Here is a 14,453-nt window from a genome sequence, read left to right on the forward strand (position 1 = left end):
TTTAAAGTTTTAATCTTTTTTAAAATAATTATTAAAATTAAATAAAAAGATTAATAGTAATTATGAATAAATTATGAATAAACAGTTGACTAAAAATATTAAAAAATATTAATATATTAATTAAATAAATATATAAACAAAGGAAATGAATATATAAATTAAGAAATTACTTGGAATAATGAAGGAGGTGTACTGAAAATGGTGAAAAGTATGACTAGCTTTGGGCGTGCACAAAGTGATAAAGACAATGGTATGATATTTTCAGTTGAAATGAAAAGTGTAAATCACAGATATTTAGATATTAATATTAGAATGCCTAAAACTATGCTATCTTTAGAGGAAAAGATTAGAAGTTTAATTAATAGTAGATTAAATAGAGGAAAAGTTGATGTTTTTATAAATTGTAAGAGTTATTTAAAAGAAAACATAGAGCCTACTGTTGACATTAAATTAGCTAAAAAGTATTATGATTGTTTAAAGTTAATACAGGAAGAATTAGAATTAGTGGATGATATTACAACTACTAAAATATCAAGATTGCCAGATGTAGTAACTTTAGTTGAAAAAGAAGAAAATTTAGAAGAGATATTAGATGAACTACTACCTTTAATAGATAATTCTCTAAATTTAATGAATGATATGAGAATAAGAGAAGGTGAGAAGTTAAAAAATGATATTTTAATAAAGGTAGATACAATAGAGAAGTTTGTTAAGGAAATTGAAAAGTTAGCAGATGAGATTCCTAAAAATTATAAACAAAAACTTGAAGAAAGATTAGCTGAATTGTTAAATGATATTGATTTAGATGAATCAAGAATTGCTCAAGAAGTTGCAATTTTATCCGACAAAGCAGCAGTTGATGAAGAAATCGTAAGGCTTAAGAGTCATCTAAATCAAATGAGACAGACATTAGAATTAGGTGAACCGATAGGAAGAAAATTAGATTTTATCATCCAAGAAATGAATAGAGAAGCTAACACTATTGGATCTAAATCAGTAGATATTAGTATGACAAATAAAGTTATAGATATAAAAAATGCTATAGAAAAAATAAGAGAACAAGTACAAAATATAGAATAATAGGAGGAGAAACATGGGAATAAAATTAATAAACATAGGTTTTGGTAATATAGTTTCTGCTAATAGATTAGTTGCTATTGTAAGTCCTGAATCAGCACCAATAAAAAGGATAATTCAAGAAGCAAGAGATAGAGGTATGCTAATAGATGCTACATATGGAAGAAGAACAAGAGCTGTAATAATAACTGATAGTGATCATGTTATATTATCAGCAGTACAACCAGAAACAGTTGCTCATAGATTATCTACTAAGGGCGAAGTAGTTGATGAGGTTGATGAATAATGAATAATAAAAAAAGAGGTTTGTTAATTGTTATATCTGGTCCATCAGGTGCGGGAAAAGGTACTATATGTAAAGAATTACTTGACAAGAATGACAATTTATTATTATCAGTTTCAGCTACAACTAGATCACCAAGAAAAGGTGAGGTAGATGGAGTGAATTACCATTTCTTATCTAAGGATGAATTTATAAATAGAATAGAAAAAGATGATTTTTTAGAACATGCAGAAGTATATGGTAACTATTATGGAACACCTAAATCAAATGTAGATAAAATGTTAGAGAGTGGTAAAGATGTTATTTTAGAAATAGATATACAAGGTGCATTAAAAGTAAAAGAAAATACAGAAGAAGGCGTATTTGTATTTATTTTACCACCCTCTATGGAAGAACTAAAACAAAGAATAATTAAAAGGGGAAGTGAAACTCCAGAATCTCTTATGAAGAGATTTAAATCAGCTTATAAGGAAATAAATTTTGTTTCTAAATATAATTACGCAGTAGTTAATGATGAAGTTGGTGTTGCTGTAGAAAAATTAGAAGCAATAATTTTAGCAGAAAAATGTAGAGTAGATAGATTAAAACACAGTATATTAGATTCAAAGGAGGACTTAATACATGAACAACTCTATGATTAATCCATCAATAGTAGACTTATTATCAAAGGTGGGAGATAGATACTCTTTAGTAACATTAACATCAAAAAGAGCTAGAGAAATAATTGAAGGTGCAGAACCATTAGTAAATGTTGATTCTAATAAACCTTTAACAATAGCAATTAATGAAGTAAATGAAGATGCTGTAAAGTATCAAGAATAATATAAAGGAATTTGGGTGTTATGAAAAAATGTGTGGTACTAGGTGTAAGCGGTGGAATTGCTGTTTACAAAGCTTTAGAAATAGTGAGTCAGCTTAGAAAAAAAGACATTGAAGTTAGAGTTATAATGACAAAGTCAGCTACTGAGTTTGTTACACCACTTTCATTTCAATCACTTAGTCAAAATATGGTTATATCAGATATGTTTTCTGAACCTAAAGCTTGGGAGATTCAACATATAAGTTTAGCTGAAAAAGCAGATGTATTTCTAGTTGCTCCAGCAACAGCTAATTTAATTGGTAAAGTTGCAAATGGCATTGCAGATGATATGTTATCAACAACTATTATGGCAACTAAAGCAAAAGTTATTTTTGCACCTGCTATGAATACTCATATGTATGAAAATCCAATTGTTCAAGCTAATATAGAAAAGCTTAAGAAATTAGGATATGAATTTATAGAACCAGCATCTGGTAGACTTGCTTGTGGAGATATAGGAAAAGGAAAACTTGAAGAACCAAAAATAATTGTAGATAGAGTGTTATCACAATTTAAAAAAAATGATTTAGCAAATAAAAATATTTTAATTACCGCAGGACCTACAATATCACCTATAGATCCAGTTAGATATCTAACTAATAGATCAACTGGCAGAATGGGTTATGCAATAGCTAAGGAAGCTAGAGATAGAGGTGCTAATGTAACATTAATATCTGGTCCAACTTCATTAGAAGTACCAAGCAATATTAATTTTATTAGAGTTTCTACAAATAATGAAATGAAAGAAGAAGTGAATAAGTATTTTGATAATTCTGATATAGTTGTAAAATCAGCAGCTGTAGCTGACTATAAAGCTAAAGAATATAGTGATCAAAAGATAAAAAAAAGTGAGGGCGATTTAGAACTAACTTTTACTAGAGATAATGATATTCTTATGAATTTAGGAAGCAAAAAGAAAAATCAAATTTTAGTTGGATTTGCTGCTGAAAGTCAAAATTTAAAAGAAAATGCAAAGAAGAAACTTATCAAGAAAAATTTAGATTATATAGTTGCAAATGATATAACAAGTGAAGATACTGGTTTTGCTTCAGAAGATAATAAAGTAATTATTTTATCTAATAAAGATGAAGAAATTCAAATAGATAAAACAAGCAAAGATGACATTGCTAGTAAGTTATTTGATATTATTGGAAAGCGCTAAATGCGCTTTCTTCTTATTATATGAGTATATATTAGGATGTATCTTAAAAAGGGTGAAATAGAATGAGCATTTATGCTGAAATAATTATAAATAGCGATGCAAATGAAGTAGATAGACTATTTACATATAAAATACCAGATGAACTTATGGATAAAGTTAATATTGGGCATAGAGTAAAGGTTCCTTTTGGGAAAGGAAACAGAAATGTGTATGGTTTTATATTTAATATTTTAACAGAAGAAATAGAGTTTAAATATAAAGTTAAATATATTAAAGAGATTTGTGATAAATATGCTATTTTGACAAAAAGAGATATTGATCTTATTAATTTTCTAAGAGATAAGTATCTTTGCAAGTATATAGATGGAATAAGACTTTTAATACCAACAGGTATTATGAAAGGTATAAAAAATAAAAAAAGAAAGTTGTATATACAGCTAAAGAATTAAAGCATGAAAAATTTAAAAAGGATAACTATATAAAATTATATGAATTTATATCACAAAATGAAGGCGTATTTACAAAAAGTGAAATAACAAAAGAATATGGTTTTTCTATTTATTCTTTAAATAAACTAATAGAAGCTGAAATTTTAAAGTGTGAAGAGCAAGTGGTATTTAGATATAATACTAAAAGTTATTCTAAATATTTATCAAAAACATTAACTTTAGAACAACAGCAAGCATTTACTACTGTTATGAATGAATATAATAATAAATATTTAATAAAAGGAGTAACAGGTTCTGGAAAAACAGAAGTGTATATGCAACTAGTAGAGAAAATGTTAAGTGAAAATAGAGGGTGTATAGTATTAGTCCCAGAAATTGCATTAACTCCTCAAATGATTGAAAGATTTAAAGGCAGATTTGGAAATAATATTGCTCTTTTTCATAGTAAACTTTCTGATGGTGAAAGGTTTGATGAATGGTTTAGAATAAAGGAAGGAAAAACTAAATTAGTTATAGGAGCAAGAAGTGCACTTTTTCTGCCGATGCAGAATCTAGGTATGATTATAATTGATGAGGAACATGAGGCAACTTATAAATCAGAACAGAATCCTAAATATAACACTATAGAAGTTGCAGAATTTATAAGTGAGATACAACAGTGCAAGATTGTATTAGGTTCTGCTACTCCCAGTATTCAGAGTTATTATAAAGCGTTACAAGGCAAATATAAGCTTATAGAAATGAATAAAAGAGTAAATAGAAAAGGTATGCCGAAATTTGATATAATAGACATGAGGGAAGAGCTTAAGTCAAATAATTTATCTTTATTTAGTAGACATCTTTATAAGGAAATTGAACAGAATCTAAAAGATAAAAATCAAATAATTTTGTTTTTAAATAGAAGAGGTATGTCCACATTCATCTCTTGTAGAAGCTGTGGTTATGTTTTTAAGTGTCCTGAATGTGATGTATCAATGACATATCATAAAAATGGATATTTAATATGTCATTATTGTGGAAGAGCACAGAAGGAACAAACAATATGTCCAAATTGTAAAAGTAAATATGTAAAATATTTTGGAGCAGGAACTGAAAGAGTAGAAAGTGAAGTTAAGAAATATTTTCCAAAGGCTAGAATTTTAAGAATGGATGTAGATACAACAAGACATAAGAATTCTCATGAATCAATTTACAATTCATTTAAAAATGGAGAGGCAGATATTCTAATTGGAACTCAAATGATTGCTAAAGGACTAGATTTTCCAAATGTAACTTTAGTTGGTGTATTAGCAGCAGATATTTCAATAAATATTCCTGATTATAGATGTGGTGAAAGAACTTTTCAAATTATAACTCAAGTAGCTGGTAGAGCAGGAAGAGGGCAAAAAGAAGGATTGGTAATAGTTCAAACATATACTCCAACGCATTATAGTTTAATACATGCTAAAAAAGATGATTATAATTCTTTTTTTCAGGAAGAGATTAGGCTTAGAAAACTTATGGATAATCCACCTTTTTCTAAAATACTTTTAATTAATGGTGTTTCTAAATTTGAGGAGAAATTGAAAAAGTTTATGTATAATTTACAGAATAATTTGGAAAAATTAATAATAGACACTGGATTTACGATGTTGGGACCAGTACCTTGCATAATTACCAAATTAAAGGATAAATATCGTTGGCAAATTATAATAAAAGGAAATTTAACAGATGAATTTAATAAAAAAGTAAAAGATACACTTTATCTATTAAATAAGAGTGTATATAATGAAATAAGGGTTAGTATGGATATTAATCCTAATAATATGACATAGGGGGAATTTTTTATGGCATTAAGAACTATAAGAAAATATGGAGATTCTGTTTTAAGAAAAAAATGTAGAGAAGTTAAAAAAATAGATGAAAGATTAGTAACATTAATTAAAGATATGTTAGAAACTATGTATGATGCAGATGGAGTAGGTCTTGCTGGACCACAAGTTGGAATCTTGAAAAGATTATTCGTTATAGACATTGGAGAAGGTCCATTAGTATTTATAAATCCTGAAATATTAGATACTGATGGAAAACAAGTTGATGAAGAAGGCTGTTTAAGTTTGCCAGGTAGAACAGCATCTGTTATGAGACCTAATTATGTTAAAGCAAGCGCTTTAAATGAAAAAGGAGAAGAATTTGAAATAGAAGCAGAAGAACTTTTAGCACGAGCTATTTTACATGAATATGATCACTTAAATGGAACTCTATTTATCGACAGAACTAACAAAAAATAGGAGGTGTGATAGATGAAAATAGTATTTATGGGAACACCTGATTTTGCAGTTCCATCACTAAAAAGAATAATAGAAGAATATGAAGTAAGTGCTGTTCTTACCCAGCCGGATAAACCAAAAGGAAGAGGTAAGAAACTTGCTTATTCACCTGTAAAGGAAGAAGCTCTAAAACATGAAATATCTGTTTATCAACCAATAAAATTAAAAGATGATAGAGAAGTTATTGAAAAGCTGAAAAAGATAAATCCAGATTTTATAATAGTGGTTGCTTTTGGCCAAATATTAACTAAAGAAGTGTTAGATATACCTAAATATGGATGTATAAATTTACATGCATCATTATTGCCAATGTATAGAGGAGCAGCTCCAATAAATTGGGCAATAATAAAAGGTGAAAGAGTATCAGGAAATACTACTATGCTAATGGATGTAGGTTTAGATACAGGTGATATGTTGTTAAAAGAAGAAGTTAAAATACATGATGGTATGACAAGTGGAGAATTACATGATATTTTAATGGAAAGTGGAGCTGAGCTTTTATTAAAAACAATAAAAGGATTATATGATGGAAATATAAAACCTATAAAACAAGAAGGTGAAACATTTTATGCTAAAATGTTAGATAAAAAGTTAGCACATATAAACTGGAATGAAGATGCCTATTATATACACAATCTTGTTAGAGGTTTAAATCCTTGGCCTATTGCTTATACAGAGTATAAAGGTGAAAGAATGAAATTGTATAAAACAAAAGTAATGTACAATGAAGTCTCCAAAAAGCCAGGTACAATATTAGATGTTAATAAAGAAGGTATTAAAGTTGCATGTGGAAAAAATATATTAATTATAGAAAAAGTTCAATTTCCTAATGGAAAGCCACTTACTATAGAACAGTATATAAATGGTCATAGTATTGAGAAAGATTTAGTATTAGGAGAGTAATATAATATATTTAATATTAATTAAGAGGAGGAAAGCATATGTTTTTTTTTGATCCAACAATGATTATATTGGTTCCAGCTATTATAATTGCTTTTTGGGCACAAACAAAAGTTAATTCAGCATATAGTAAATATAGTAAAGTAAGTGCTATGAATGGATATACTGGAGAACAAATTGCAAGAATGATGTTAGATGAAGCTGGACTGTATGATATAAGAATTGAACTAGTAAATACAAAACTAGGGGATCATTATGACCCATCTAGTAGAGTCTTAAGATTATCATCAGAAGTATATAGAGGTCAAACAATAGCAGCTGCTGGTATTGCAGCTCATGAGGTAGGTCATGCAATACAACATAAAGAAGCTTACAAACCCTTGATAATAAGAAACTCAATAGTGCCAGCAGTTAATTTTAGCACGAATTTTTCATGGATTTTATTTTTGGCAGGAATATTAATGGGGATAAAAGGTTTAGTAACCATAGGAATCATATTATTTTCTGCAGCAGTTGTATTTCAATTAATAACATTACCAGTTGAATTTAATGCATCAAGTAGAGCATTAAGTATATTAAAATCTAGAAATATTTTATATGGTGATGAAGTAAAAGGTGCAGCAAAAGTTTTAGATGCAGCAGCAATGACTTATATAGCAGCAGCATTAATGGCAATATCACAATTAATTAGACTTATTGCCATAAGTGATAGAGATTAGGAAAAAGAGGTAGAGTATGAATTGTAGAAATTTAGCAGTAAAAATATTAAAAAGAGTTATTGACGAAGGAGCATATTCAAATATTATTCTTTCAAATGAATTAAATGAAGCAAATCTAGATGAAAGAGATAGAGCTTTATTAACAGAATTAGTTTATGGAGTTTTAAGAAGAAAGAAAACATTAGATCTTACTATAGCTAATTTTGTAAGAGATATTAAAGTTATGGATAAAGAAGTATTAAATATATTAAGGGTAGCAATATACCAAATGACATTTTTAGATAAAGTTCCAACATATGCAGCATGTAATGAAGCAGTTGAAGAAGCAAAACAAGTATCAGAAGAAGCAAGTAAATTAGTTAATGGTATACTTAGAAATTTTTCGAAAGATCCAGATGATATAACAATTAATGGTAATAAAATTAATGAGTATGCATACAAATTTTCTTTTGAACCATGGATGATAAGACTTTTAATAAAACAATATGGAGAAGATGTTGCAAAAAAAATAATGGCTGGGTTAAATCAAATTCCGCAAACAACTGTTAGAGTAAATGATACTAAAGATGATTATGATCAAGTATTTGAAAAATTAGAAGAAATGGAATATTGTGTTGAAGAAGGTTTTATATGTCCAGAAGCTATTTTAATAAAGGGTGGAAGTTCAATACAAGAAAATCCATTATTTAAGGATGGAAAAATTACAGTTCAAGATGAAAGTGCTATGCTAGTTGCACCTTTACTTGAATTAGAACATAATATGAAAGTATTAGATTTATGTAGTGCTCCAGGAGGGAAGACAACTCATATAGCTGAATTATTACAAAATACAGGTGAAGTTAGAGCGTTTGATATACATGAATCTAAACTTGGTTTAATAAAAGAGAATTGCGAAAGACTTGATTTAAACAATATAAAAATTGAGTTAGGAGATGCAACGAAATTAAATGCAGATTTAATTTCATATGCTGATAGAGTACTTATAGATGTTCCATGTTCAGGAATAGGTATAATAAGAAAAAAACCTGAAATAAAGTGGAATAAAACAAGAGAAAGTTTAAGGAAAATTATTCCGACACAAAGAGAAATAATGAATAATGCTTGGGAATATTTAAAAACAGGTGGAGTTATGATATATTCAACATGTACTCTTAATAAAGAAGAAAATGAAGAAAACATTGAATGGTTTTTAAATAAACATAAAGATTGTAAGCTAAAACCTATTTTTATAGGAAAAGAAGATAATCTAGTTTATAACAAGAATGGTACATTAACAATACTTCCGAATACAAAAATGGATGGATTCTTTGTTGCAAAATTAGAAAAGCAATAATAGTAGGTGAATAAATGAAAAACATATTAGACTATACTTTAGATGAGCTCTCATTATGGATGAAAGAAAATGATGAAAGTGCTTTTAGAGCTAAGCAAATTATGTCATGGATATACAAAGGTGTTACAAATTTTAATGATATGAGAAATATGCCTAAATCTTTAATTGAAAAGCTTAAAGGAAATTTTGAAATAGCATTACCAGAAGTAGAACACATATATAAGTCAGAACTTGATGGTACAGAAAAGTTTTTATTTAAATTCTCTGATGGAAATTTAATAGAAAGTGTGTTAATGAGATATAAGCATGGAAATTCTATATGTATATCTACTCAGGTAGGTTGTAGGATGGGATGTAAATTCTGTGCTTCAACTATAGATGGGAGAATCAGAAATTTAACTACTGGTGAAATATTATCCCAAGTATTAGTGGTCCAAGAACATATAGGAGAGAGAATATCAAATATTGTTTTGATGGGAAGTGGAGAACCATTAGATAATTATGATAATGTAGTAAAATTTTTAGAAATAGTTTCTGCCAAGTATGGTTTGAACATAGGACAAAGACATATAACATTATCTACTTGTGGTATTGTACCTAAGATATATGAAATTGCAGATAAGGAGTTTAGTATAACTTTAGCTATTTCATTACATGCTTTTAGTGATGAAAAAAGAAAAGAGATTATGCCTATAGCCAATAAATATAGTATTGACGAAATTTTAACTGCATGTAAATACTTTATAAATAAGACTAATAGAAGAATAACATTTGAATATTCTTTAGTTAAGGACGTTAATGATTCTAAAGAAGATGCAAAAGCTCTAGGAAAATTATTGAAAGGTATGCTTTGTCATGTTAATTTAATACCTGTAAATGAAATAAAAGAGCGTACATTCAGAAAATCATCTAAAGAAACAATACAAGATTTTGAAAAAATATTAAATAATTTAGGAATAGAAGTAACTGTTAGACGTGAAATGGGAAGCGATATTAATGCAGCGTGTGGACAACTTAGGAGAAGTTATATAAAAACCCAAGAATCAAGGGGGGAATAAAATGGTTGGATTAGTTAGTGATGTAGGATTAAGAAGAGCTTTAAATGAAGATTTTGCAATTTATTTAGAAAAACAAGAGTTTAAATTATATGTTGTTGCTGATGGCATGGGTGGGCATAATGCTGGAGAAGTTGCAAGTAAAATGGCTGCTGAATATATTGTAAAATATGTAGAACAAAGTTTTCAATATTCAGTAAAAGAAAACTTAATAGAAGAAGCTATAAAGAAAGCTAATCAAGCAATTTTTAAATATTCTAAAAGTAGTGAAAGCTTAAACGGAATGGGTACTACAGTAACTGCTTGTTTAATAACTAAAGATTTTATTCATATTGCAAATGTTGGTGATAGCTCATGTTTGGCAATAAAGAGTAATGAAATTGTCAAAATAACTAAAGATCATTCTTTAGTACAAGAATTGATAGATTGTGGTAGTATAACAGAGCAGGATGCATTAAATCATCCTAAGAAAAATATAATAACAAGAGCATTAGGAACTGGTGAAAATGTTAAAGTTGATGTTTTTGTATTAAAAAATTCTGAATATAGTAAGTATATTTTATGTTCAGATGGACTAACAAATGAATTAACAAATTATGAAATATTAAATATAATCAATGATGAAGAAGATTATGTAAGTGCAGCTAATAAATTAGTAAGTTTAGCCAAAGAAAAAGGTGGAAGAGATAACATAACTGTATTGTTGTTTGGAGGAGAGATATAGAATGAATGGTGTGATACTAGGAGATAGATATGAATTGCTTCAAAAAATAGGCGAAGGTGGTATGTCAGAAGTTTTTAAAGCAAGATGTAATAAACTAAATAGATTTGTAGCAGTTAAAATTCTTAAAAAAGAATTTTGCAACAATGCAGAAATAGTAGAGAAATTTAAAGGTGAAGCTACGGCTATTGCTAAATTAAATGACAGCAATATAGTAAATATATTAGATGTGGGAACTCAAGATGATATAAATTATATTGTTATGGAATTGGTTGATGGAAAAACCTTAAAAGAGATTATTAGAAAAACAGGAAAAATGAATTATGAGTCAGCAATAACAGCAGCAATTCAAATAGCAAAAGCTTTAGATTGTGCCCACAAAAACAAGATAATTCATAGAGATGTAAAGCCACAAAATATTTTAGTGGCAGACAATGGTTTGATTAAGGTAACTGATTTTGGAATTGCTAAATCTACTTCTGCTTCAACTATTACTAATACTACTACTATAATGGGATCAGCTCACTATCTTTCTCCAGAACAAGCAAAAGGTGGATTTATTGATTATAGAACGGATTTATATTCACTAGGAGTAGTGATATATGAAATGGTTACAGGAACTTTACCTTTTGAAGCTGATACAGCAGTAACTATCGCATTAAAGCATTTACAAGAAGAAGTTATACCACCTAAAAATATAAATACTAAAATTCCTGATAGTTTAAATAGACTTATTTTAAAATGTATGGAAAAAGAGCCTACTAAGAGATATCAAACAGCAAAAGAAGTTATTAAAGACTTGGAAAAAATAAAAGAGAACCCTAATGCCGTTATAGATCAAATTTCTGATGATCAACACACTATAATAATGTCAGCTGTTACTGAAGAAATAGCAAAGCAATCACCGATAAAATCTACATCAGATGGTGATTATGATGATTATGATGATTACGATGATTATGATGATTACGATGATTATGATGATGAATTTAAAGGAAAGAAACATAACAATAAGAAAATATTATTAGGTATTGGTGGTGGAATACTATTAATATTATTATGCTTTGGAATATTTACATTATTTTCTGCAGGTGTAGGTAAAGATGTAGAAGTACCTAATATAGTTGGGATGACTTTAGATGAAGCAAAATCAAAACTTGAAGTAATGGAGTTGCTTTTAGTTGATGCTGGAACAGAAAAAAGTGATAAACCAGAAGGAACTATTATAAAAATTGATCCTAAGGCAGGAACTACTGTAAAGGAAAAGAGCAAAGTAAGGGTAATTGTAAGTTCTGGTCAACCCAAAATAGGAATGCCTAATTTGCTTGAAGATGACATTGATACTGCAAATAAAATACTAAAATCATTTAACTTAAAAATAGATAATATCACTGAAAAGTATAGTGATGATGTACCAAAAGGACAAATAATAAGCCAGACTCCTGCAAAAAATACGGAAATAGATAGTTCAACTAAAATAAGTGTTGTAGTAAGTAAGGGGCCAGAAATTAAACTTTCAACTGTACCTAATGTAATTGGATTAACATTAGACGATGCAAAAAGTAGATTAGATAATGCTAAATTAAAGATTTCTATTGTTGAAAAAGAAATTAATGATGAATCTAAGAATGGAAGAGTGTTATCACAATCTATAGAAGGTAGTAAAGTTGAACAGTGGACTCCAGTTACTATAACAATAGGTAAATATGTAGCACCAGTAGCACCACCAACGCCAATACCACCAACAACACCAACAACACCAGAAGAAAATAATAATAATGAAAATAATAACACTGAAAATAATAACACTGAAGGACCAATAACTCCAGGAAATACAGAAGAACCAACTAAACCATCTGTTGATGGAGATGGAGGAAATGTAGAAGTATCTGCTAAGCATCCAAGTCCAATAAAGCCAAAGGTAGAATAATTAAGAGACTGTCTTAAAAAGTAATTTGTTTTACTTTTTAAGATAGTTTTTTATAATTTCTATATTAAAAAAGAAGTTGCATTTTTAATATAACTTTGTTTATTATATTAAATAGGAAATTTAATTATGGAGGGATATATGGAAGGAAAAATAATAAAAGGTATAGCTGGATTTTATTACGTAAAAGTAGAAAATGATTTGATTGAATGCAAGGCTAGAGGGAAATTTAGACATAAAGATGTTAAACCAATGGTTGGAGATAATGTAATAATAGAGGTTGAAAAGGGAAAAGGAGTTATTGAATCAATAGAAGAAAGAAGCTCTCAGTTACTTAGACCAGCTGTAGCTAATATTTCATTAGCTTTTGTAGTGTTTGCAATTAAAAGTCCTGATATAAATTTTGATTTATTAAATAAATTCTTGGTTTTATGTGAGTATAATAATATAGAAGCAATTGTTTGCTTAAATAAAGTAGATTTAGTTTCAAAAGAAGAAAGAGAAGAAGTTAAGAAGAGAATTAACGATATAGGATATGAAGTTTTGTACATAAATGCAAGAGAAGGATTAGGGATAGATAAACTTAAAGAAAAAATAAATGGGAATATAACAGTTTTATGTGGTCCATCTGGAGCAGGTAAATCTACGTTAATAAATAAACTCACTGATAAAGAGCATATGCTTACTGGAAATGTAAGTGAGAAAATAGGAAGAGGTAAACATACTACAAGACATAGTGAACTTATAGAAGTTTCTAATGGATATATAGTTGATACCCCAGGATTCTCAACTTTGGAAATAAAAGATTTAATGAAAAAAGAAGATCTTAAGTATTGTTTTCCAGAATTTGAACAACACAACGAAAGTTGTAAATATAGAGGTTGTTTGCATAATAAAGAACCTCAATGTGCTATAAAAGAGCATGTTGAAGAAGGTATAATTAATAAATATAGATATGAATTTTATATAAAAACATTGGAAGAAATAATAGAGGGGGAAAAAAATAAATGGTAAAAATAGCACCATCAATATTATCAGCAGATTTTTCAAAGTTAGGAGATGATATAGAAAGAATAGATAAGGCAGGAGCAGAATTTATTCATATAGATGTTATGGATGGATCTTTTGTACCTAATATATCATTTGGATTTCCAATAATGAAATCAATAAGAAAAAAAACTGATAAAGTTTTTGATGTACATTTAATGATAGAAAATCCATCAAGATATATAGATGATTTTATAGATGCAGGGGCAGATTTAATAACTGTACACTATGAGGCTGATAGACATATAGATAGAACAATTCAATATATTAAATCTAAAGGAAAGAAAGCAGCAATTGCATTAAATCCAGGTACTCCAACAATGGTTTTAAAAGATTTAATACCGCAAGTAGATATGGTTTTAATAATGTCTGTTAATCCTGGCTTTGGAGGACAAAAATTTATTCCATATTCTTTAGAAAAAATTAAAGAAGTTAAAGAAATGAGCAAAGCTTTAAATCCATCTTTATTGATTCAAGTAGATGGTGGTGTTGATTCAAGTAATATAAGTGAAGTTGTAAAATCTGGTGCTAATGTAATAGTTGCAGGATCAGCAATATTTAAGGGAGGAAATATAGAAGAAAACATAAAAGCTTTAAGGAGACAATTATAAA

The 14,453-nt window shown here is 28.3% G+C and carries 14 protein-coding genes and 1 pseudogene; all 15 read left to right on the forward strand.

What is annotated here, in order from left to right; translation table 11 throughout:
• The first annotated feature begins 198 nt into the window (after positions 1–198).
• Positions 199–1,080 (forward strand): YicC/YloC family endoribonuclease, encoded by an 882-nt coding sequence (locus BGI42_RS05545; RefSeq protein WP_069679374.1) that lies wholly within the window; start codon positions 199–201, stop codon positions 1,078–1,080.
• A 13-nt stretch (positions 1,081–1,093) separates the two neighbouring features.
• Positions 1,094–1,363 (forward strand): extracellular matrix/biofilm regulator RemA, encoded by a 270-nt coding sequence (remA, locus tag BGI42_RS05550; protein WP_069679375.1) that lies wholly within the window; start codon positions 1,094–1,096, stop codon positions 1,361–1,363.
• Positions 1,363–2,001, forward strand: a complete 639-nt coding sequence (gene gmk / locus BGI42_RS05555; RefSeq protein ID WP_069679376.1) for a guanylate kinase — start codon at positions 1,363–1,365, stop codon at positions 1,999–2,001. Before remA ends, gmk begins: the two co-directional genes overlap by 1 nt.
• Complete coding sequence (rpoZ, locus tag BGI42_RS05560) at positions 1,982–2,182, forward strand: DNA-directed RNA polymerase subunit omega (protein ID WP_069679377.1); 201 nt, start codon at positions 1,982–1,984, stop codon at positions 2,180–2,182. The genes gmk and rpoZ overlap by 20 nt, the downstream gene beginning before the upstream one ends.
• Before the next feature lie 20 nt (positions 2,183–2,202).
• Positions 2,203–3,381, forward strand: a complete 1,179-nt coding sequence (coaBC, locus tag BGI42_RS05565) for a bifunctional phosphopantothenoylcysteine decarboxylase/phosphopantothenate--cysteine ligase CoaBC (protein ID WP_069679378.1) — start codon at positions 2,203–2,205, stop codon at positions 3,379–3,381.
• Positions 3,382–3,443: 62 nt separating this feature from the next.
• A pseudogene (priA, locus tag BGI42_RS05570) lies at positions 3,444–5,644 on the forward strand (primosomal protein N').
• A gap of 12 nt (positions 5,645–5,656) precedes the next feature.
• Positions 5,657–6,100 (forward strand): peptide deformylase, encoded by a 444-nt coding sequence (def, locus tag BGI42_RS05575; protein WP_069679380.1) that lies wholly within the window; start codon positions 5,657–5,659, stop codon positions 6,098–6,100.
• A 12-nt stretch (positions 6,101–6,112) separates the two neighbouring features.
• Positions 6,113–7,042, forward strand: a complete 930-nt coding sequence (gene fmt, locus BGI42_RS05580; RefSeq protein ID WP_069679381.1) for a methionyl-tRNA formyltransferase — start codon at positions 6,113–6,115, stop codon at positions 7,040–7,042.
• A 38-nt stretch (positions 7,043–7,080) separates the two neighbouring features.
• Positions 7,081–7,758, forward strand: a complete 678-nt coding sequence (locus BGI42_RS05585) for a zinc metallopeptidase (RefSeq protein ID WP_069679382.1) — start codon at positions 7,081–7,083, stop codon at positions 7,756–7,758.
• Positions 7,759–7,774: 16 nt separating this feature from the next.
• The gene (gene rsmB / locus BGI42_RS05590) at positions 7,775–9,091 is read left to right on the forward strand and encodes a 16S rRNA (cytosine(967)-C(5))-methyltransferase RsmB (RefSeq protein WP_069679383.1); all 1,317 of its coding nucleotides are present in this window, start codon (positions 7,775–7,777) and stop codon (positions 9,089–9,091) included.
• 14 nt (positions 9,092–9,105) lie between these two features.
• A complete protein-coding gene (rlmN, locus tag BGI42_RS05595) occupies positions 9,106–10,149 on the forward strand; it encodes a dual-specificity RNA methyltransferase RlmN (RefSeq protein ID WP_069679384.1) in 1,044 nt (347 codons plus the stop codon).
• Between the two features lies 1 nt (position 10,150).
• On the forward strand, positions 10,151–10,870 hold the full coding sequence (locus BGI42_RS05600; RefSeq protein ID WP_069679385.1) for a Stp1/IreP family PP2C-type Ser/Thr phosphatase: 720 nt from the start codon (positions 10,151–10,153) through the stop codon (positions 10,868–10,870).
• Between the two features lies 1 nt (position 10,871).
• Positions 10,872–12,797, forward strand: a complete 1,926-nt coding sequence (pknB, locus tag BGI42_RS05605; protein WP_069679386.1) for a Stk1 family PASTA domain-containing Ser/Thr kinase — start codon at positions 10,872–10,874, stop codon at positions 12,795–12,797.
• 138 nt (positions 12,798–12,935) lie between these two features.
• Positions 12,936–13,808: a ribosome small subunit-dependent GTPase A gene (gene rsgA / locus BGI42_RS05610; protein ID WP_069679387.1), complete on the forward strand. Its 873-nt coding sequence runs from the start codon at positions 12,936–12,938 to the stop codon at positions 13,806–13,808.
• Positions 13,802–14,452 carry a ribulose-phosphate 3-epimerase gene (gene rpe / locus BGI42_RS05615; RefSeq protein WP_069679388.1) on the forward strand — a complete coding sequence of 217 codons (651 nt, stop codon included), beginning with the start codon at positions 13,802–13,804 and terminating at the stop codon, positions 14,450–14,452. The genes rsgA and rpe overlap by 7 nt, the downstream gene beginning before the upstream one ends.
• Position 14,453: the final 1 nt, after the last annotated feature.

The organism is Clostridium taeniosporum (assembly GCF_001735765.2).
Lineage (GTDB): Bacteria > Bacillota > Clostridia > Clostridiales > Clostridiaceae > Clostridium > Clostridium taeniosporum.

Excerpts from the sequence above, each read along its gene's own strand:
- BGI42_RS05545 (WP_069679374.1), top strand. The coding sequence starts at position 199 with ATGGTGAAAAGTATGACTAGCTTTGGGCGTGCACAAAGTGATAAAGAC.
- remA (WP_069679375.1), top strand. The coding sequence starts at position 1,094 with ATGGGAATAAAATTAATAAACATAGGTTTTGGTAATATAGTTTCTGCT.
- gmk (WP_069679376.1), top strand. The coding sequence starts at position 1,363 with ATGAATAATAAAAAAAGAGGTTTGTTAATTGTTATATCTGGTCCATCA.
- rpoZ (WP_069679377.1), top strand. The coding sequence starts at position 1,982 with ATGAACAACTCTATGATTAATCCATCAATAGTAGACTTATTATCAAAG.
- coaBC (WP_069679378.1), top strand. The coding sequence starts at position 2,203 with ATGAAAAAATGTGTGGTACTAGGTGTAAGCGGTGGAATTGCTGTTTAC.
- def (WP_069679380.1), top strand. The coding sequence starts at position 5,657 with ATGGCATTAAGAACTATAAGAAAATATGGAGATTCTGTTTTAAGAAAA.
- fmt (WP_069679381.1), top strand. The coding sequence starts at position 6,113 with ATGAAAATAGTATTTATGGGAACACCTGATTTTGCAGTTCCATCACTA.
- BGI42_RS05585 (WP_069679382.1), top strand. The coding sequence starts at position 7,081 with ATGTTTTTTTTTGATCCAACAATGATTATATTGGTTCCAGCTATTATA.
- rsmB (WP_069679383.1), top strand. The coding sequence starts at position 7,775 with ATGAATTGTAGAAATTTAGCAGTAAAAATATTAAAAAGAGTTATTGAC.
- rlmN (WP_069679384.1), top strand. The coding sequence starts at position 9,106 with ATGAAAAACATATTAGACTATACTTTAGATGAGCTCTCATTATGGATG.
- BGI42_RS05600 (WP_069679385.1), top strand. The coding sequence starts at position 10,151 with ATGGTTGGATTAGTTAGTGATGTAGGATTAAGAAGAGCTTTAAATGAA.
- pknB (WP_069679386.1), top strand. The coding sequence starts at position 10,872 with ATGAATGGTGTGATACTAGGAGATAGATATGAATTGCTTCAAAAAATA.
- rsgA (WP_069679387.1), top strand. The coding sequence starts at position 12,936 with ATGGAAGGAAAAATAATAAAAGGTATAGCTGGATTTTATTACGTAAAA.
- rpe (WP_069679388.1), top strand. The coding sequence starts at position 13,802 with ATGGTAAAAATAGCACCATCAATATTATCAGCAGATTTTTCAAAGTTA.